Origin of the sequence: Faecalibacillus intestinalis (genome assembly GCF_015097455.1) — a bacterium.
Taxonomy (GTDB): Bacteria; Bacillota_I; Bacilli_A; order Erysipelotrichales; family Coprobacillaceae; genus Faecalibacillus; species Faecalibacillus intestinalis.
Map to the genome: position 1 here is coordinate 730,756 of NZ_AP024085.1, position 19,208 is coordinate 749,963.

Sequence of the window (19,208 nt, forward strand, 5' to 3'; positions counted from 1 at the left end):
AAGGGGAATAATAATGAGTATAGTTCATGCTTTACTACTTGGTTTGTTAGGTGGTATTGGAATATGGGATAGTAGAATTGGCGGTATGTGGATGTTAGATCGTCCATTAGTATTAGGTCCAATTGTAGGTTTGATTTTAGGTGATTTTAAAACAGGGATTATTGTTGGCGGTTCGTTAGAATTAATTATGATGGGAATTGTTGGAATTGGTTCTGCTACACCACCTGATACAGTTTCTGGTGCAATTTTGGCAACAGCATTTGCAATTGTATCTAAGTTAGATGTCTCAGCAGCGGTTGCTTTAGCTTTACCGATTGCTACATTAGGACAATTGGTGGGTATTTTTGTAAGAACTGCTAATGGTTATTTTGTACATATGGCAGATAAAGCTGCTGAAAATGCGGATTTTTCTGGAATTGATAAAGCTTTATGGAGAGGCGCAATTTTATTTTTTGTAAGTTATTTCTTATTAGTATTTTTAGGCGCATTTTTAGGATCTTCAGTTATTGGTGCATTTGTTAAAATGATTCCTCAATTTGTCACAGATGGGTTAAATGCAGCAAGTGGTATGTTACCAGCTTTAGGTATTGCAATTTTAATGCAATTATTATTTGATAAGAAAAATGCGGCATTTTTCTTTATTGGATGGGCGATGACAGCATTATTCTCTGTTAATACAGTGGGAGCAGCTGTTGTTGGAACTGCAATAGCTTATACAATTTATCAATATACAATCTCTAATAAGAATCATAACAATTCTGTTGATATGATCTCTGATGATTTAGGAGGAGAATTATAATGGAAAATAAAGAACTCGAAACTCAAGATACGGTTATGACACCAGATGTATATAGAAAAACATTTTGGCGAACATTTCCTTTGCAAGCATGTTTTTGTTTTGAACGTATGCAAAATGTTGGTTTTGCTTACATGATGATTCCAGCATTAAAAAAGTTATATAAGAATAAAAAAGATATTTCAGATGCTTTAAAAAGACATTTAGCTATTTTTAATACGACTCCTGCAGTTGTCAGTTTTATTGCTGGTGCGGCAATTGCCATGGAAGAAAAATTTAAAAAAGCTAAAGATAAAGGCGAAGAAGTTGATGAGGAATCAATTAATGCTGTAAAAGCTGCTTTGATGGGTCCGCTTGCTGGAATTGGTGATTCTTTTTTCTGGGGAACATTTAGAATTATTGGTGCAGGTATTGGGACAAGTCTAGCTGCTAAAGGAAGCATTTTAGGAGCTATCTTATTCTTATTGATTTATAATGTTCCACATTTGATTGTTCGTTATTTTGGGTTGAAAATTGGTTATAAAAGTGGAGTTGGATTTTTAGCAAGTATGAATGAAGGTGGTATGGTTGCAGTATTAACTGAAGTTGCTAAAATACTTGGTCTTATTGTAGTTGGATCTATGTGTGCTTCCATGGTTACAATTACAACACCATTTGTATTTAAACTAAATGGAACAAAAATTGTTTTACAAGATATTTTTGATGGTATTATTAAAGGTTTCTTACCATTAGGATTTACATTTATTATTTATGCATTATTAGAAAAAGGAATGAAAAGTACTACATTATTATGGGGAATCTTAATCCTTGGTATTGTATTATCTTTCTTTGGTATTTTATAATGAAAACAAATATGTATGATTATATATGTGAAACACCGGGTGTTCTAACATATATTATTAATAATAGAAAAGAAATAGTTCAAGAATTTGTAAATGAATATAAGGATAAAAAGATTGATCAAATCTATGTGATTGGTTCTGGAACATCATATCATGCTGGATTATCTGCAAAAAATTATTTAGAAGAAATCTTAAATATAAAAGTTTTTTGTATGTATCCTACACAATTTTCTAGAAGTGAAAAAGTATTTAATAAAAATACATTAGTCATTGGTATGTCACAAGGTGGACAAAGTTTATCGACAGTTGAGGGATTAGATGCAGCTTCAAAACGAGGCTTGATGACAGCATCTGTTTCAGAAAATCCTACTGCTTTGATTTTTGAACATGCACAAACTCAAACAAGAATTGAAGTTGGAAATGAAAAATGCGGTGCAAAAACTAAAGGATATGCTGGAACAACCGTAACGTTGATGATGATGCTAAGTGAACTTGCTATTATTAAAGGAATTTTAAAAGAAGAAAAATTCAAACTCTATAAAGAAAGAATGTTTAATGTAATTCATAATATGCCATTAGTTGTAGATGCAGCTACAAAATGGTATGGAAGAATCAAAGATGAGTTCTTACCGGCAAAAAGAATTATCGTTGTAGGATATGATGGTAATTATGCAGATGTTTTAGAAGGTGCTTTAAAAGTTTTAGAAACTGTGCGCCAAGGTGTAACAGGATATGATATTGAAGAATTTTTCCATGGAATTTACAATTCTATTACAGAAAGTGCACATATCTTTTATCTTGCTTCTAAAGGTGATTATAAACCACGTACTTTGAAACTTATAGAAATATTAAAAGAATGGACACCTCATAATTATTTGATTGCATCACCAGAAGAGATTGAAAACCAAAATAAAAATGATTGCATTGTTGAATTTGTTGAAGATCCATTATTTTCTCCTTGGGAATACATTATTCCAATGCAAGTTTTAGCTTGTTTAGCACCACAAGATTTGGGAATTAATCCAGATATTCCAAAAGATCCACAATTTCATGCACGAATTGGAAGTAAAAAACTTGACGGATTAAGAGACCAATATAAGAAATAACGCGAATTAAAAGAAAAATGTATAAATAGAGGTTTTAAAATGAAATTACTTGCAACAGATATGGATGGAACATTTCTAAGAGATGATAAAGCCTACAATGATGAATTTAATGATTTATATAAACAAATGTTAAAACAAGGAATTCAATTTGTAATTGCTTCAGGCAATCAATATGAAGCCCTTGCTTGTAAATTTGATGAAGAAATAAAAAATGATCTTTATTATCTTTGTGAAAATGGTACAAAGATTGTTTATCAAGGAAAAACACTTTATAAAAAAGCTTTAGAAAAACAAGATGCTCAAGAAGTTCTAGATATTTTAAAAGAAGATCAAGAATGTATGCTAGTCGTTTCAGGAGACAAGCATGCTTATATTTCTAAAAGCTTTGCAGATAAAAAAGATTTTATTTCATTGTTTATGAAAAATGTTCAATTTGTAGAAAGCTATGATGATATTGAAGATGATATCTTAAAATTCTCTATCGCAAGCTTTGATGATCAAATGGAACAAAGAATTGAAAAGATTCAAAAACAACTAAAACCACATTTAAAATTAGTAACAACAGGTAATGTTTGGTTTGATATCTTTTATAAAGATGTGAATAAAGGAACAACTTTAACACATCTTTTAGAAATCTTAAAGATTAAACCAGAAGAAGCAGGAGCCTTTGGCGATCAAATGAATGATTATGAAATGTTACAAACTGTAAAATATAGTTATGCGATGGCTAATGCCATGCCACCTGTTAAAGAGGTTGCTTATCAAGTGATTGATAGTAATGAAAATGATGGCGTTATTTTAAAGATAAAAGAAATTTTAAAAGGAAAGTGTTAAAATAACTTTTGAAACATTCATAACGCACATAAAAAAGGTGTGAGAGATGATAAAAAATCATCATTGTTTAAAATATCAACGATGATATCAAAAGAAGCAACAGAGTAAGGACCATGTCTTCAATCAAGACAGCGTGGGTAGAATTACAGGAAGGATATTTGAGTCTTAATACCCTGATGGTGTGATTTCAATCAAAGATATTGATATGGCGGTCATAGTAGGCATGAATGATTAAACCATTGGAATGACAGTTTGGGCATTAAAGATGATTAAAATTCAAAAAAACGATTTTATCATATTGAATTTGAGAAATATACTTGATTTTGTTTGAAAGTTTTATTATTATCATCGTGTTCTTATGGAATGGATAAACATCTCGCCTGCCAAAGTTAGATGTTTATCCATTTTTCTTTCTATAAATTTTTTGACCTTAAGAGTATGATAAATGATTTATGGAAATAACAAAATAGACATCAAGAAAATACCCCAAAAAAATTAACAGCCAAAAGTAAAATCCAGGAGCTGCTACCCCTGGATTATTTATAGCTTGAGAAATCCCCACAGTTTTTTAATTACACATAAAAATAATCCATTAAATGAGAATTGTTATTTAATTATCTTTAAAGATTGTTTTTAATGAATATGTGTATTGATCTCCTCGATAATAGGTAGAAATATATTCGAAAGGAGTTCCATCTGATAAAAAAGTAACATGTTGACTTTTAAAAAGAGCTATATTGTCAACCTTTAATAACTCTTTTTGTTTTTTTGTTGGCATAACAGCTGAATATTGTGCATCAATACCTTGAATTTGATACCCAAGCTTCTTTATATATTTGTAAAGAGAGTTTTCTAAGACCTGGATGTCTAGAGATGGAATGATATGCGTTGATAGATAAGTATAACTAATTGCTATTGGAATATTATCACCGGTTCTAAGACGTACAAAATAGTGGATAAAGTCTTCATCTGATAGTTTTAAAGCATCTCTTACATGAGGAACTTCTTTGCCTTTAACAAGTTTATATCCAATTAGTTTTGCTCCGGGTACTTTGCCAGTCGAAATCATATCTTCTGTAAAACTTCCAGTAGATCCAAGCTGTAAATTTTTTATTGTTCGATAATCTTTCACAAATGAGCCTTTTCCAGCAATTCTTTCAACGAGACGTTTTTCACATAACATCATAATAGCTTTATTAACAGTCATTCTAGACGCATTATACATTTCACATAGATTTTTTTCTGTTGGAATTTGATCACCAGGATTTAATTCGTTGTTTTTGATTTGTGATTCTAAATCACTCATTATTTTTATATATTTTGGATTCTTTGACATTTTTTTACCTCTTACATATCGATTATACCATATTTATAAATGTATATACAATTATTATGTAGGCGATTTCAGAAATATGAAAAAATATGAAAATATGCTTTTAAAAGAGACTTGTTTTGTTAGGAAAATTTGATATAATAGTGGGGAATATAAATCGTTGATATGGATTAGTAAATGGATGATGCTGTTTTAGAGAGGGAGAAGTGCTGGAAACTCCTACAGATAATTTATTGAATTCACCATGGAGAGCACCTAATCAGTGACGTGAGACTGCGTTAATGTTTAATTAAGAGCATGTTTTAAACATGAATTAGGATGGTACCGCGATCAACTCGTTCCTATTGGAATGAGTTTTTTTATGTTTGAGGAGGAAATAAAGTGGAAAATGAATTATTAAAGATTAAAGATGAAGCTTTAGAAAAAATTGAAGCTTGTTCATCTTTAAAAGAATTAAATGATATTCGTGTTCTTTATTTAGGGAAAAAAGGTCCTATTCAAGAAGCTATGAAATCGATGAAAAATATGGACCCTGATCAAAGAAAAACATTTGGTCAAACAAGTAATAAAGTTAAACAAGAATTATCTAAAGCAGTTGAAGATAAAAAAGAAGTTTTAGAACATCAAGCTATTATTGATAAAATCAATAGTGAAACTATTGATTTATCATTACCAAGTTATAAATTAGATCAAGGAACAATGCATCCTTTATCAATCATTGTTTCTCAACTTGAAGAATTATTTTTAGGTATGGGATATCAAATTGCTGAAGGCCCAGAAGTAGAAAGTGATTACTTCAACTTTGAATTAATGAACTTACCAAAAGGACATCCTGCAAGAGATATGCAAGATACTTTCTATATTGATGAAAATACTTTAATGAGAACACATACTTCTCCAGTACAAGCACATACCTTACTTGCTGCCAAAGGGAAAGGACCTATTAAAGTTATTTGTCCTGGTAAAACATATCGTAGAGATGATGATGATGCCACACATTCACATCAATTCATGCAATGTGAAGGTCTTGTTGTTGATAAAAATATCACGCTTGCTGATTTAAAAGGAACATTAGAAGTTTTCGCAAGAAAATTCTTTGGGGAAAAACGTGAAATTAGATTACGTCCATCTTACTTCCCATTTACTGAACCATCAGTAGAAGTAGATATCTCTTGTCATCATTGTGGTGGTAAAGGATGTGCTATGTGTAAAGGAACTGGATGGATTGAAATCTTAGGTGCTGGTATGGTTAACCCTAAAGTTTTAGATATGTGTGGTTTTGATAGTAAAGAATATCAAGGTTTTGCATTTGGTATTGGTATTGAACGTGTCGCTATGTTGAAATATGGAATTGATAATATTCGTGATTTCTATAACGATGATTTAAGATTCTTAAACCAATTCCAAAGAGAGGAGTAAGAAAATGGAAGTCAGTTTAAATTTATTAAATAAATATGTAAAAATCGATGATCAAGATCCAAAAGAACTTGCTGATAAAATTACTTCAATTGGTTTAGAAGTAGAAGGAATGCATTCATTAGCTAATGGAAACAATATGACAATTGGTTATGTCAAAGAATGTATCGATCATCCTGATAGTGATCATTTACATGTCTGTCAAGTAGAAGTAAGACCTGGAGAAGTAACACAAATTGTTTGTGGAGCACCAAATGTCGCTGCTGGACAAAAAGTTATTGTAGCTAATCCTGGATGTGATTTAGGAGAAGGTTTTGTTATTAAACAAAGTACCATTCGTGGACAAGAATCTAACGGGATGATTTGTTCGATGGCAGAACTTGGTTTAGATCAACGTTTATTATCTCCTGAAGATAAAGATGGCATTCATGTTTTAGATGAAAATGCACCTGTAGGAGAAGATCCTTTAGAATATTTAGGTTTAAAAGATACGATTTTAGATATTGGTTTAACACCAAATAGAGCGGATTGTATGGCTTTAACTTCACTTGCTTATGAAGTGGCTGCTGTTTTAAAAAGAGATGTTAACTTACCAACCATTAAAGAAAAAGGTATTGCTGGAAGTAATATTGAAGTTAAAGTAGAAACTGAATTATGTCCATTCTTTGGGGCTAAACTTGTCAAAGGTGTCACAACAAAAGAATCACCAGCATGGCTTAAAACGGCATTACTTGCTTCTGGTATTAAACCAATTAATAACATTGTTGATATTTCTAACTATGTTATGTTAGAAACAGGTCAACCAATCCATATGTATGATTATGATAAATTAACTAAAAAAGAATTTATCGTAAAAACAGGATTTGATGAAAAAGCAATCTTATTAGATGGTGAAGAATATAAATTAGAACCTCAAGATATCATTGTTTCAACAGATAATGGTGTTGGTTGTGTCGCAGGTGTTATGGGCGCTGATAGTACTAAAATTGATGAAAACACACAAAATATTGTCATTGAAGTAGCTACTTTTGATGGACCAAGTTTAAGAGAAACAGCAAGACGTTTAAATTTATTAACAGATGCCTCTCAACATTATATTAAAGGGGCTTTAAATACTGCTAATTCTTTAAATATTTTAGAAAGATGTGCAAATTTATTAGAAGAACTTGCTGATGCTAAAGAAATCTATGAAACTGTTTCAACAACTCTTTATATTGAAGATAAATATGTTTCAGTTTCAACTCAACAAGTTAATGGATTACTTGGAACAAACATTCAAACAAATGAAATCGCAGAAATCTTTAATTCATTAAAATTCAAATATGAATTAAAAGAAGATACATTTAATGTTAAAATTCCAACTTATCGTAATGATATTACAATGTCAGCAGATTTAATTGAAGAAGTTGTGCGTATGTATGGTTTTGATAACATTCCATCAACTTTACCAGAAATGTCTATGACAATTGGAAAAAGAACAGAAATTCAAGAAAAGAAACATATGATGAAAGTCTTATTAAAAGACTTGGGATTACATGAAACATTAACATATTCATTAACATCACCATCACTTGTTCATGATTTCAATATTTTCCATGATCAAGAACCAGTTAAACTTGCAATGCCATTAGGTGAAGAAAGATCAGTGACAAGACAATCAATTATTGGTTCATTGTTACAAGTCATTAATTATAACCAATCAAGAAATATGAAAGATGTTCATTTATATGAATTATCAACAACATATTCAAAAGGTGTTGAATTACAAAACCTTGCGATTGCATGTACTGGTGAATACCATGGGTTATCATTTAAACAAATTTCATACAAAGCAGATTATTATTTAGTTAAAGGATTTGTAGAAACAATCTTTGAAAGATTAGGAATCAATGAATCACGTTATCGTTTAGAACGTGTTGAAAGTGATAACCAATCATTCCACCCTGGACGTAGTGCTTATATTAAAGTACAAAATGAAGTGGTTGGGGTCGTTGGACAAGTTCATCCACTAATGGAAAAGAAATATGATGTGAAAGATGTTTATGTAGTTGAATTAAACTTATCTGCATTATTAAATATCAAAACAGGTAAAGTAAAATATCAACCAATTCCACAATATCCATCAGTTTCAAGAGATATTGCTTTAGTAATGGATGAATCTGTTCCAGCAAATGATGTTTGTCAAAAAATCATTAAGTCAAGTAATAAACTTGTTAAAGCAACAAACATCTTTGATGTTTATGTTGGAGAACATGTAGAAGCTGGTAAAAAATCAGTAGCTATTAATTTAACTTTCCAAGATGATAAGAAAACATTAAAAGAACAAGAAATTAATGAAGCTATGGAAAAAATTTTAAAAGCTGTTGAAAAAGATTTTGGAGCAGTACTTAGAGGATAATCAAAAGAGGTGTCAAACACACCTCTTTTTTTATGGAAAAGTTAAAAGAATAGTTTTCTAATTTGACGATAATATTGTCTACCAACATTAAGATCACTTGGTGTTGAAGAAAATGTCATAGTATAACGTGAATCATTAAAAAAAGTAGTTGTTGGATGTTTACCTGTATGACTTAAAATAATTCCATAACGACTTAAAGTATCAATAGATTTCTTTGAAAGACCTTCATTGACTAATAAGTTAAAAATATCTGTTAAATATCTATTTCGATTACCAACAGGAGGATTTTGTTCAAGAATTGTATGAATGATTTGTTGTTGTTTTTGATTATGATTATTTTTAAGTTCTTCTTTTAAAAGATAAAGAAGAAGATCTCTTTGTTCACCTTTGTAAAATTCTTTTTCATTTTCTTTTAATATTAAAGGATAATATCCTTGTTGTTTAATATAACTTCCTAATTCTTCATTTTGATTTTCTAAAATCAATATTTGATTATTTAAATCATCAATATTTTTTTGTAAATTCTTTTTCTTATCTTCTAAAGCTAAGACTTGTTGTTCAATAGAAGAATTTTCGAGAAAATCATTTTCTTTATGATTTTCAATTATTTTTTTAATAATATGATGTTGAAAATCTTTCATATTATAAGGAAATGAATATGTACGTTGTAAAACATAACTTTGAATTTTTATTTTTACTTTCTCAATAAATTCTTGAGGAGATTCTTTTTTTAAAAAAGAAATTTTTTGAAATTCATGATTTAAATAAAGAATATAACTATTATTTCTTAAATGAAAATGGTTTTGAAATGCTTGATGAAAATTTTTATCTTCGCTTGTAAGAATATAAGCTGTTGATTGAATTTCAGTTAGAATCTCATTTTTAAAATCTTTTAAAGACATATTTAAATAAATAACAGGAAGAATTGTTTTATTTTCTATAAATTCAATGACTTGATTTAAATCATTCATATTTTTGATATTTGGTTGAATATATGAAAAATGATTATTGTTTAAAAAATGATATTTATTAAGATATGTTATTAAATCGATAAATTGATTATTACGTTTATTAATAGAAAGATATATATTTTGTTTTGTTTCGTTAAAAATATATTCATAATCATTATTTTGATATTGAATACAAAAAGCAATCGCTGATTCATCATGATAAATTGTGCAATTCTCTAAATGAATGATCAATGAATCTAATATAAATTCATCTAAATAAAATAAATCTTGAATTATTTTTGTAAATTGAATAATAGTTAGATTTTTTACAGCAATCAAAGTTGATAAATGCTTCATAGTTGATGTTTCCTTTCAATAGACTTTAAAAGATCTCTTTTACGATAAGTATCATCAGGAGATAAATTCATTAAAGTTTTATGAATGATTGAAAAAATATACTCTTGATATTCTTTATAATTATCTTGATGAATCGTAATTAATGCTTCATCATCTTGTTTTAAGAGATGATTATATTCTTGATTTATGTTTTTAAGTTTTTCAAGAATATCTTTTTTATTTTGGTATTCTTTTTGTAAATCAATGATGTCTTTTTCAATATTCTTTATTTCATTTAAGAATAATTCTTGAACTTCTACAGATGATAATGCATCATCTTGATAAGATTGTAAGAGGTGAACTACTCCGACTTACACTTCGTTTAGAAGTCGGAGCTTCTTGCTTCAACCACTATAGCCTCTAATGACAATACATTATAGGTCTTACACAGTGTCCACAAGCGTATAAGTTTGGCTAGTCCCAAGCCTACTTTTATAATTTATCTATAAGGACTGAAGAATCCTCAATCCTTCTGTAAGTATGTTGATTGCTGCATTATGGTCTCTGTCTCCAGTATAACCACAATCACATGTATAAACTCGGTCTTTTAGGTCGAGTTTTTTTACACTTCCACAGCAATGACAGATTTGGCTAGAAGGGTACCACTTGTCAACTTTTACAAAATATTTACCTCTTTCTTTAAGCTTGTACTCAAGCATATTAAGAAACATTCCATAACCGTTGTCAAAGGTCGCTTTTCCATTGCCAAAACCTTTATTTCCAATAGCTTTCATATCTAAGTCTTCGACACATACGATATCATACTGATTGGCTATCTCTGTAGATTTCTTATGAAGACTGTCGAGACGTTGATTCGCTATTTTTCTATAGATTCTGTTTACTTTTCTCATTTGTTTAAAATAGTTGCTTGATTTTGTTTCATTCTTTTTAGAACCTGCTTTTCGTGAAAGTCTTCTTTGTTGTTTAGCAAGCTTCTTATGACTTTCTCGATAGTATTTATGAACTCCTGCTTTATTCCCATTACTGTCCATATAAAGTCCATCGGATTTATAGTCAAGTCCAATAGCATTTGTACTCGATTTGGAAACAGATGGAATGTCTTCCTGTTCATATTCGAAAAGAACGGAAGCAAAATAGTTACCGACACTATCTTGAGAGACAGTAACAGATTTAAGCTTCCAATCATCTTTAGGCAACCTATGAATAACAGCTTTGACCATTCCAACTTTAGGAAGCTTTATGACATTTTTACCAATAAGAATATTGTTGTTTGTAAAATTTGTTGTATACGACTTTTTAGATTTTCTTTTGCTTTTGAATTTAGGAAAATGATTTTGTTTTTTAAAAAATCTGTCATAGGCGTCTGCTAAATGAAAAACGGCATTTGAAACAGCAAATTTATCTATTTCTTTGAGAAAATCATAATCTTTTTTTAATGTACGAGTAGCGAACTCATTTGATTTAAGCTTAGAAAGATGGGATTCTCCATCTTTGTATCTTTGTTTTTGCAGGGCGAGTAATTGGTTATAGACAAAACGACAGCAACCAAAAGTTTTTGCAAACATGACTTTTTGTTCATCATTTGGATAGAGTCTATATTTAATTGCCTTGTTACTTTTGTTTGCTTTTGACATATATTTTACCTTCCTTGCGTTTGAATATATTCCTTAATAATATCTACGGTCACCCCACCTGTAGATATCAAACAATAGCTTTGTGACCAGAACATATCCTTCCATAAATGTTTCTTGATTTCTGGATATTCTTTTTTTATAAGTCTACTGCTTGCTGACTTATAAGCATTGATAAATTTAGAAATCTCACTATTAGGCTGTCCTCTGAACAGTACATGAACATGGTCTTTATCGTGATTCCATTCTTCCAACGAAATATTATAATTAAGGCATATGTTTTTAAATATCTCTTTAAGCCGTAATGAGATAGCATCATCAATAACATTATTCCTGTATTTGACACACATAATTAAATGATAATTAAGCATGAACACTGAATGATTATTAGTATCAAGTTCCATAGCAATATCCTTTCTAAAATCAAGTACGACTGAGCGTCTTTTATACTTATAGTATATCTCAGCTGCACGTCTAAAACAACATCTCTTATAAAAACTATAAAAGGAGCTAGCCCCCTCCCTACGCTTCGCTTATAGGAAGGAAATTGCGCTCCTATTTTTGTTCAAATTGTTGAAGTTCTGAAAAAGAATAAAATTCATTTTCTTGTAACATATAATAACGAATATGTTGAATGAGTGTTTGAATAAATTTTTTTTCATAAAAGAGTTTTTCTTTTTCATTGTTTGGATAATTGATTTGTACATAATTAATTTCTTTATTTGTAGGAATGACGATAATATGGCACATTCCATAGAGTTCTTGGTTTAAAATAAAGGGATTAACAAGACATTTTTTATTTTTGTATAAGATGATTATTGGTAAATGATATGATTTTTTTAATAGTTGATTGACTGTTCTTTCATTAATAAAATGAGGTGTTGATTGTATTGGTAAATCATGGTTTTTTTGAATATAATTACTTCCTAAAATATTTTTAGTTTTAAAATCTTTAATTTCTAAGCTTTTATGTTTTTCTTTTAAAGAATAGTATAAAGAATGATCATAATTCAAATCTTTCATTTAGCTACTATCTTAATTTAAGCACATATTTCAATAATAAAAAAGAACTATCTTTTAGATAGTTCGATAACAGGAATATTTTGAAATTCTTTTTTGATCATTTGATGATCTATTAAAGATAATAATTTTGATGATTTAATTTCTAAATCTAAAGCAGGATGTTTATAAGATGAAAGATTTGTAATTATATGATAAGAACATGTTTTTTTGATTGTTTTTAAATACTTTTGTCCTTTTTGATTCATTTTTAAAACATGAATATAATCAATAGGAAAACAGTTTTTGATTTCATCCTTTGTATTATTCATTAAAATGTGTAATAACATTCTTTGGATTCTAGTTTTTGTATAACGTTTACTTGTAAGCGAATTTACAAGTTCTTCATAACTATTAGTATCAAAGATAACTTTCTTTAATAAGTTCTCTATGCCTTCATCAACAAGATGGATCTTTTTTAATTGTGTAGGGCTTTGAATGATAATTTGATATTTCAAATAATCAAAGAAATCATTTTGATGATAAAGCGAATCATAATAAGACATATCTAATAGGTAATCATGAACATCTTGTTTTTCTTTTAAAGCTTTACGTAAAGCTGTAGCAGAAGCAATTTTTGTAAGTGTAGTATCATGATAATCATTGGATCTTTTAATACAATGTAAAGTAATAGGATAATCATTTTCAATGACTTCTTTTACATAGCCTAAACCTAATAAATCATTAGGGGTTTGAATACTTTTATTTAATAACAAACTTAAAGCTTGATTACAAGCATCAGGATAACGTAAGCCTTGTTTCATTGCATTTTTGACATATTGATCATATTCATTAGGATGATTTTTAATAGCATAGGCAATTTCTTTAAAAGTATCGATGTCACCACATTCACTACCAAAAACAAGATCAGTAATTCCTATATGATAAAGTAAATCAATCGCTCCTTTACAAAAATAATCGGCACTTTGACAAACATATGCAAAAGGGAGTTCGATAACTAAATCAACACCGTATTTAATAGCAAGTTCACTTCTTTTAAATTTATCAATAATTGCGACTTCTCCTCGTTGAACATAATTACCAGACATAATAGCAATTGTTAAATCGGGCTTTACCATTTCTTTTGCTTTTTGTAAGTGATAAAGATGTCCGGTATGAAAAGGGTTATATTCAACAATGATTCCTAATATTTTCATAAATGATAGTCCTTTTGTTTAATGGTTTTAATAACTTTAAAGAAAGTTGAAACAATTAAAATTGCAGTAGCAAGGGCTAAAGCTGTTCCTACTGTTTGAAAAAGAGAATCAAGAAATAAATCTTGATCATGTGAAATCAAATAAAGCATTGTTTGATAAATTCCTTTCCCAGGGACAATGGGAAAACAACCAACAACAATAAAAATAGTTGCAGGAGCTTTACATATTCTTGCCATAATTTCACTAAATAAAGCTACCACGATCATCGCACATAAATTTGACATAATATTACTTAGATAGGGTATCACCAGTAAATAAACGATCCATCCTAGCATCCCACCAAGAGAAGCTAAAAGTGCATAAGGCAGATGACGATGTACTCTAAAAACAAAAGCAAATCCTAAACACCCTAAGAAAGCACTTAAACATTGAATTACTTGTTCCATTAAATCAATCCTTTCAATAAAATACGTATCAATCCAACTCCTAAAGCAATTGCTGTTGCAATAAAAAAAGCTTCAACAAGACGTGCTTGCCCGGAAACATAGTTTCCATCGATAATATCTCTTAAACTATTGGTAATTGCAATTCCAGGAGTTAAAATCATTAGACAACCAATAATTGTCGCATCTAGATTATAAATCAAATGAAAATGATAAAACAAAATCGCTAAGATAGTTAAAAACATACTTGTTAGTGTTGTACGCATTAATGAATTAATTCCTAAAATCTCATTGATCCATATAAAAAAATACATTAAAAAACCTATGATTCCAGCAATAATTCCTTCATGAAGTCCACCTCCAAAAAAAATAGCATAACCTCCAGCCCCTAAACCATACCCTAAAAAAACAAGTGGCATGATAGGGTGTAAGGAATTGATAGCCTTTATTTGTTGTTCAATAAAATCATTAGTAGGTGTTTCATTACAGATTTTTCTAACAAGATCATTTAAAGCACAAACAGCATCAAGGTTTGTACGATTTTGTAAAGTTCTTTTAGTAAGAGAAGTACTTGTTCCATCTTGAAAAGTAACACTCATTGTAAAATAAGTAGGAAGAGCAAAAACACCTATATCTTGAAAGCCATAGCTTTGACACATACGTTCTAGACTTTCTTCTACACGGTAAATTTCAGCACCATTTTTAAGTAATAATTTACCGATTTCAGCAATATTTTTTATTAATAATTGTTCGTTCATTTTTTTATTTCACCAAAAATTAGTATAACAATTATTAAGTATTTAGGAAAGAAAAAAGTATGTTTAAAAGGTATTTTTTAAAAAAATAAAAACAGATTGCAAAGATATAAAAATTAGGTATAATAACTTTTGACAAAGTAGGTGAAATAAATGGAAAGATTACAAAAATATATTGCTTCAAGTGGTTATACATCAAGAAGAAAAGCAGAAGATTTAATTAGAGAAGGTAGAGTTTCTGTTAATGGTCAAGTTGTAACTGAACTTGGAACTAAAGTTAAATCTGGAGATGTTGTTTTAATTGATGGAGAAGCTATTGTTGGTGAAAATAAAGTTTATTATCTTTTTTACAAACCACAAGGATGTGTTTGTACATTAGATGATGAGTTCGATAGACCAAAAGTAATTGATTACTTTGAAGAAGTTGAAGAAAGAATTTATCCTGTTGGACGTTTAGATTTCGATACAACAGGTGCTTTAATTATGTCTAATGATGGTGATTTTGCAAATATGATCATGCATCCAAGAAGCCACTTAGAAAAAATCTATGAAGTAACAATTAAAGGTCTTATTAAAGGTGAAGATTTACATCATTTAGAAAAAGGTGTTTATTTAGAAGGTAAAAAAACAATGCCTTGTAAAATCAAAGTCACTTATAAAGATATGGAACATAAAACAAATGTTTTAAAAATTAAACTTTATGAAGGAAAAAACAGACAAGTTAAAAAAATGTTTGAAAGTGTGGGACATCCAGTAAAAAGATTACATCGTATTTCTGTTGGTTGTGTCAATTTAAAAGGATTACGTCCTGGAGAATATCGTCGTTTAAAACCACAAGAAGTAAAAGATTTAAAAAAATTAGTTGGAAAATAAAATTCGACATCATTTTTATGCATGAGTGCTTATACTAATTGTTGGTGATGGAAATGAGAGTACAAATTATTGATGATAAACAATTAAAAAACTGTAGTATTTGCAAAGCAACGGATGAATGGGTAGAAAATATATGTGTTAATGGGATTGAAGGATTATATTGTGTTAAATGTGATACGCTCACATTGTATGAACCCCTTCCTTCAAAACTTGTTTATTTAGCTTTTAAGAAAAAATGTATGCAAATAAAAGAAATGAAAACCAATAATCAGTTGACAATGTAAAATATTGTATTAGAATAAAAACGTAAATAAAAAAAGCAATGATTTAGGATATGTTTTATAAATGATTTGATTTAGAGAAAAGGTGGTTGGTGAAAACCTTGAGAATGTTTATAAGATACTCCCTAATAGCTACACTTGAAAAAGATTGTCGTTAACTGCGTTAAAGTTTTGAGGCTGAAAAGCAAATTAAGGTGGTACCACGAAACTCTCGTCCTTTGGATGAGAGTTTTTTATGTAAAGGAGAAGGAAAATGGTAGATTTTAAAGAAAATGAACAATTAAATACATTAAATCACTCTTGTGCCCATGTTATGGCACAAGCAATCAAACATCTTTATCCTCAAGCTAAATTTTGGGTAGGTCCTGTTGTAGCTGAAGGATTCTATTATGATGTCGATTTAGGTGATGAAGTTGTTAGTGATGAAGCAATCGCTAAAATTGAAAAAGAAATGAAAAAAATCTGTAAAGATGGTAAAAGAATTGTTCGTCGTGAAATTTCTAAAGAAGAAGCTTTAGAAATGTTTAAAGATGATGAATATAAATTAGATTTAATTTCTAATTTAAAAGATGGAACAATTACTTGTTATAGTCAAGGAGATTTTACTGATTTATGTAGAGGTCCTCATGTTGAAACAGTTAAAATGTGTAAAAACTTTAAATTAATCAAACATTCTGGTGCTTATTGGAAAGGTGATAAAAACAATAAAGTTTTACAACGTATTTATGGTGTTTGTTTCCCAACTGCTGAAGAATTAGAAGAACACTTAAATTTATTAGAAGAAGCTAAAGAAAGAGATCATCGTAAAATTGGTAAAGAAATGGAAATCTTCATGGTTGATGATTTAATTGGTAGAGGTCTTCCAATGTATTTACCAAAAGGATATGCTATCTGGCAAAAACTTGAAAGATACATCAAACAAAAAGAAAAGAAATTAGGTTACTTACATGTATTAACTCCTGCTGTAGGAACAGTAAACTTATATAAAACATCAGGACACTGGGATCATTATAAAGAAAATATGTTCCCACAAATGGAAATGGATGGAGAATCATTTGTTTTACGTCCAATGAACTGTCCTCATCATATGATGATTTATGCAAATAAATTACATTCTTATAAAAACTTACCAATTCGTATTGGTGAAATTGCTCATGACTTTAGATATGAAGCATCAGGAGCTGTTAAAGGTATTGAAAGAGGAAGACATTTCTGTCAAAACGATGCTCATTTATTTATAACACCAGAACAAATTAAATCAGAATTTAAAGGTGTTATCGATTTAATCTTAGATGTTTATAAAGATTTCAATATTACAGATTATCGTTGTGTTTTATCTCTTAGAGATCCAGAAGATAAAGAAAAATATCATGATGATGATGAAATGTGGAATAAAGCAGAAAATGAATTACGTGAAGTAATGAATGAACTTGGTATTGAATATACTGAAGAAATTGGGGAAGCTGCTTTCTATGGTCCTAAATTAGATGTTAATGTTAAACCAGCTATTGGTAATGAAATCACTTTATCAACTTGTCAATTAGACTTCTGTTTACCAGCTAAGTTTAACTTAACTTATGTTGCGGAAGATGGAACTAAGAAAACTCCTGTTGTTTTACACAGAGCTATTTTAGGTTCATTAGATCGTTTCATGGCTTATATCTTAGAAGAAACAAAAGGAAACTTACCATTATGGTTAGCTCCTACACAAGTCAAAGTATTACCTGTTAAAAATGAATATCATTTAGATTACGCTAATGAAATTTATCAATTATTATTAGATGAAGGTTTTGAAGTAGAACTTGATTCAAGAGATGAAAAATTAGGATATCGTATTCGTGAAGCACAAATGCAAAAAGCAAATTATATCTTAGTTTTAGGTAATAATGAACGTGATGAAAGAACTGTAACTTATCGTAAACATGGTGAACAAAAAGCAACAACTGTTACTATTGATGAGTTTGTTTCAATGTTAAAACAACAAATTAAAGATAAAAAATAGTTTATATTTTTAAGATATGGTATACGTAGAAGCTCAATTTTTAAATAAAGAATTGAGCTTTTTACATAAAATTGACAAAAGAAAATACTATTTATATAATACTAATGAGATAGAGTATCTCTATAAAGTGAGGAAATTATGATAATAAAAAAGTCAGAAAAAGATGAACGCAGAGAGAAAATTATAGATGTTGCTTTTCGTCTTTTTGTAGATAAAAAAATCGAATCTGTAACAATGGGAGAAATAGCAAAAGAAGCAGGAATTGGAAGAGCAACATTGTTTCGTTATTTCCCAGGAAAATTAGAACTTGTTATTGCGGTAAATACAAAAGAATGGAAAGAATATTTTGATGAATTAGATCAAAAAAGACCAATGAGTTCAGTAGGAGATATACCAGCTATTGGTCGTTTGATTTTTACATTAGATAGTTTTATTGAAATGTATCAAACGCATAAAGCTCTTCTTCGGTATAATGATAATTTCAATCATTATGTATCTCATTCAGGAAGAAAAGATTTACAAATGGATGAATTTAATCAAGCACTTTTTTCAGCAAATACACGTTTTCATATGATGTATGAAAAAGCCAAAGAAGATAAAACGTTTAAAACAGATATGGCAGAAGAAGAGTTTATGAGAGTAACAGTTCATACAATGATGACAGCTTGTGCATATTATGCAGGAGGTTTTATTTGGGGTTCTAAAGAAAATGAAGACTACACACCAGAGTTGATCAAATTAAAAGAAATGATTCTTGCATATGTCAAAGCATAAATAGATAATAAAATTTATATATTTGATAAGTGTTTATATTTTTAAGAAAATATTTATAAAAACAGGTAAAGTTTTAAAATTTAAAAGAATAGGATTGTTTACAATCAATGTTTTGCGGGTGGTAAAAACGATGGATAACGCATGTAGAGGGTATCGAAAAGATACCTTTTTATAAAAAATAATAAGGAGTGTTCTTATGAA

At 29.2% G+C, this 19,208-nt stretch carries 18 protein-coding genes and 1 other annotated feature; of the genes, 10 read left to right on the forward strand and 8 right to left on the reverse strand.

Features of this window, described 5'->3' with window-relative positions:
* Positions 1-13: 13 nt before the first annotated feature.
* From Fi14EGH31_RS03790 to Fi14EGH31_RS03805, 4 genes are read left to right on the forward strand one after another with little or no spacing between them, the layout of a single operon-like run.
* Positions 14-799, forward strand: a complete 786-nt coding sequence (locus tag Fi14EGH31_RS03790; RefSeq protein ID WP_200765155.1) for a PTS mannose/fructose/sorbose/N-acetylgalactosamine transporter subunit IIC — start codon at positions 14-16, stop codon at positions 797-799.
* Positions 799-1,638 carry a PTS system mannose/fructose/sorbose family transporter subunit IID gene (locus Fi14EGH31_RS03795; RefSeq protein WP_227359893.1) on the forward strand — a complete coding sequence of 280 codons (840 nt, stop codon included), beginning with the start codon at positions 799-801 and terminating at the stop codon, positions 1,636-1,638. Before Fi14EGH31_RS03790 ends, Fi14EGH31_RS03795 begins: the two co-directional genes overlap by 1 nt.
* Positions 1,638-2,744 carry an SIS domain-containing protein gene (locus Fi14EGH31_RS03800; protein WP_200765156.1) on the forward strand — a complete coding sequence of 369 codons (1,107 nt, stop codon included), beginning with the start codon at positions 1,638-1,640 and terminating at the stop codon, positions 2,742-2,744. Before Fi14EGH31_RS03795 ends, Fi14EGH31_RS03800 begins: the two co-directional genes overlap by 1 nt.
* A gap of 39 nt (positions 2,745-2,783) precedes the next feature.
* Entirely contained in the window at positions 2,784-3,578 is a 795-nt protein-coding gene (locus Fi14EGH31_RS03805) for an HAD family hydrolase (RefSeq protein ID WP_200765157.1), read from the forward strand.
* 610 nt (positions 3,579-4,188) lie between these two features.
* On the opposite strand, the gene Fi14EGH31_RS03810 is transcribed toward Fi14EGH31_RS03805, so the two are convergent.
* Complete coding sequence (locus tag Fi14EGH31_RS03810; protein WP_117347330.1) at positions 4,189-4,914, reverse strand: GntR family transcriptional regulator; 726 nt, start codon at positions 4,912-4,914, stop codon at positions 4,189-4,191.
* A 148-nt stretch (positions 4,915-5,062) separates the two neighbouring features.
* Positions 5,063-5,257 (forward strand) — a binding site (T-box leader).
* Positions 5,258-5,292: 35 nt separating this feature from the next.
* On the opposite strand from Fi14EGH31_RS03810, the gene pheS reads away from it, so the two are divergent.
* Both pheS and pheT read left to right on the forward strand, forming a co-directional pair.
* Positions 5,293-6,330, forward strand: coding sequence for a phenylalanine--tRNA ligase subunit alpha (pheS, locus tag Fi14EGH31_RS03815; protein WP_117788887.1), 1,038 nt, complete (start codon positions 5,293-5,295; stop codon positions 6,328-6,330).
* 4 nt (positions 6,331-6,334) lie between these two features.
* Entirely contained in the window at positions 6,335-8,725 is a 2,391-nt protein-coding gene (gene pheT / locus Fi14EGH31_RS03820) for a phenylalanine--tRNA ligase subunit beta (RefSeq protein WP_118473969.1), read from the forward strand.
* Between the two features lie 41 nt (positions 8,726-8,766).
* On the opposite strand, the gene Fi14EGH31_RS03825 is transcribed toward pheT, so the two are convergent.
* From Fi14EGH31_RS03825 to Fi14EGH31_RS03855, 7 genes are all read right to left on the reverse strand, one after another.
* Positions 8,767-10,032 carry a hypothetical protein gene (locus Fi14EGH31_RS03825; RefSeq protein ID WP_118473968.1) on the reverse strand — a complete coding sequence of 422 codons (1,266 nt, stop codon included), beginning with the start codon at positions 10,030-10,032 and terminating at the stop codon, positions 8,767-8,769.
* A gap of 482 nt (positions 10,033-10,514) precedes the next feature.
* Positions 10,515-11,666 carry an RNA-guided endonuclease TnpB family protein gene (locus tag Fi14EGH31_RS03830; RefSeq protein ID WP_200765158.1) on the reverse strand — a complete coding sequence of 384 codons (1,152 nt, stop codon included), beginning with the start codon at positions 11,664-11,666 and terminating at the stop codon, positions 10,515-10,517.
* A gap of 5 nt (positions 11,667-11,671) precedes the next feature.
* Complete coding sequence (tnpA, locus tag Fi14EGH31_RS03835) at positions 11,672-12,067, reverse strand: IS200/IS605 family transposase (RefSeq protein ID WP_107029640.1); 396 nt, start codon at positions 12,065-12,067, stop codon at positions 11,672-11,674.
* A gap of 151 nt (positions 12,068-12,218) precedes the next feature.
* The gene (locus Fi14EGH31_RS03840) at positions 12,219-12,686 is read right to left on the reverse strand and encodes a hypothetical protein (RefSeq protein ID WP_117575204.1); all 468 of its coding nucleotides are present in this window, start codon (positions 12,684-12,686) and stop codon (positions 12,219-12,221) included.
* A gap of 47 nt (positions 12,687-12,733) precedes the next feature.
* Positions 12,734-13,879 carry a nucleotidyltransferase gene (locus tag Fi14EGH31_RS03845; protein WP_117788304.1) on the reverse strand — a complete coding sequence of 382 codons (1,146 nt, stop codon included), beginning with the start codon at positions 13,877-13,879 and terminating at the stop codon, positions 12,734-12,736.
* A complete protein-coding gene (locus Fi14EGH31_RS03850; RefSeq protein WP_022001203.1) occupies positions 13,876-14,325 on the reverse strand; it encodes a threonine/serine exporter family protein in 450 nt (149 codons plus the stop codon). The genes Fi14EGH31_RS03845 and Fi14EGH31_RS03850 overlap by 4 nt, the downstream gene beginning before the upstream one ends.
* A complete protein-coding gene (locus tag Fi14EGH31_RS03855; RefSeq protein ID WP_117832831.1) occupies positions 14,325-15,080 on the reverse strand; it encodes a threonine/serine exporter family protein in 756 nt (251 codons plus the stop codon). The genes Fi14EGH31_RS03850 and Fi14EGH31_RS03855 overlap by 1 nt, the downstream gene beginning before the upstream one ends.
* Before the next feature lie 150 nt (positions 15,081-15,230).
* Between Fi14EGH31_RS03855 and Fi14EGH31_RS03860 the strand changes: the two genes are divergently transcribed.
* From Fi14EGH31_RS03860 to Fi14EGH31_RS03875, 4 genes are all read left to right on the forward strand, one after another.
* Positions 15,231-15,950, forward strand: a complete 720-nt coding sequence (locus tag Fi14EGH31_RS03860) for a pseudouridine synthase (protein WP_200765159.1) — start codon at positions 15,231-15,233, stop codon at positions 15,948-15,950.
* Positions 15,951-16,003: 53 nt separating this feature from the next.
* Positions 16,004-16,234: a hypothetical protein gene (locus Fi14EGH31_RS03865; protein WP_052011167.1), complete on the forward strand. Its 231-nt coding sequence runs from the start codon at positions 16,004-16,006 to the stop codon at positions 16,232-16,234.
* A 250-nt stretch (positions 16,235-16,484) separates the two neighbouring features.
* A complete protein-coding gene (thrS, locus tag Fi14EGH31_RS03870; RefSeq protein WP_118473958.1) occupies positions 16,485-18,233 on the forward strand; it encodes a threonine--tRNA ligase in 1,749 nt (582 codons plus the stop codon).
* 138 nt (positions 18,234-18,371) lie between these two features.
* Complete coding sequence (locus tag Fi14EGH31_RS03875) at positions 18,372-19,007, forward strand: TetR/AcrR family transcriptional regulator (RefSeq protein WP_022001198.1); 636 nt, start codon at positions 18,372-18,374, stop codon at positions 19,005-19,007.
* The last annotated feature ends 201 nt before the right edge of the window (positions 19,008-19,208 follow it).

Coding starts and splice junctions, on each gene's coding strand:
- Fi14EGH31_RS03825 (WP_118473968.1), bottom strand. CDS start 10,032: ATGAAGCATTTATCAACTTTGATTGCTGTAAAAAATCTAACTATTATT.
- Fi14EGH31_RS03810 (WP_117347330.1), bottom strand. CDS start 4,914: ATGTCAAAGAATCCAAAATATATAAAAATAATGAGTGATTTAGAATCA.
- Fi14EGH31_RS03805 (WP_200765157.1), top strand. CDS start 2,784: ATGAAATTACTTGCAACAGATATGGATGGAACATTTCTAAGAGATGAT.
- thrS (WP_118473958.1), top strand. CDS start 16,485: ATGGTAGATTTTAAAGAAAATGAACAATTAAATACATTAAATCACTCT.
- Fi14EGH31_RS03795 (WP_227359893.1), top strand. CDS start 799: ATGGAAAATAAAGAACTCGAAACTCAAGATACGGTTATGACACCAGAT.
- Fi14EGH31_RS03850 (WP_022001203.1), bottom strand. CDS start 14,325: ATGGAACAAGTAATTCAATGTTTAAGTGCTTTCTTAGGGTGTTTAGGA.
- Fi14EGH31_RS03830 (WP_200765158.1), bottom strand. CDS start 11,666: ATGTCAAAAGCAAACAAAAGTAACAAGGCAATTAAATATAGACTCTAT.
- tnpA (WP_107029640.1), bottom strand. CDS start 12,067: ATGGAACTTGATACTAATAATCATTCAGTGTTCATGCTTAATTATCAT.
- Fi14EGH31_RS03790 (WP_200765155.1), top strand. CDS start 14: ATGAGTATAGTTCATGCTTTACTACTTGGTTTGTTAGGTGGTATTGGA.
- Fi14EGH31_RS03800 (WP_200765156.1), top strand. CDS start 1,638: ATGAAAACAAATATGTATGATTATATATGTGAAACACCGGGTGTTCTA.
- Fi14EGH31_RS03855 (WP_117832831.1), bottom strand. CDS start 15,080: ATGAACGAACAATTATTAATAAAAAATATTGCTGAAATCGGTAAATTA.
- Fi14EGH31_RS03875 (WP_022001198.1), top strand. CDS start 18,372: ATGATAATAAAAAAGTCAGAAAAAGATGAACGCAGAGAGAAAATTATA.
- pheT (WP_118473969.1), top strand. CDS start 6,335: ATGGAAGTCAGTTTAAATTTATTAAATAAATATGTAAAAATCGATGAT.
- Fi14EGH31_RS03840 (WP_117575204.1), bottom strand. CDS start 12,686: ATGAAAGATTTGAATTATGATCATTCTTTATACTATTCTTTAAAAGAA.
- Fi14EGH31_RS03865 (WP_052011167.1), top strand. CDS start 16,004: ATGAGAGTACAAATTATTGATGATAAACAATTAAAAAACTGTAGTATT.
- Fi14EGH31_RS03845 (WP_117788304.1), bottom strand. CDS start 13,879: ATGAAAATATTAGGAATCATTGTTGAATATAACCCTTTTCATACCGGA.
- Fi14EGH31_RS03860 (WP_200765159.1), top strand. CDS start 15,231: ATGGAAAGATTACAAAAATATATTGCTTCAAGTGGTTATACATCAAGA.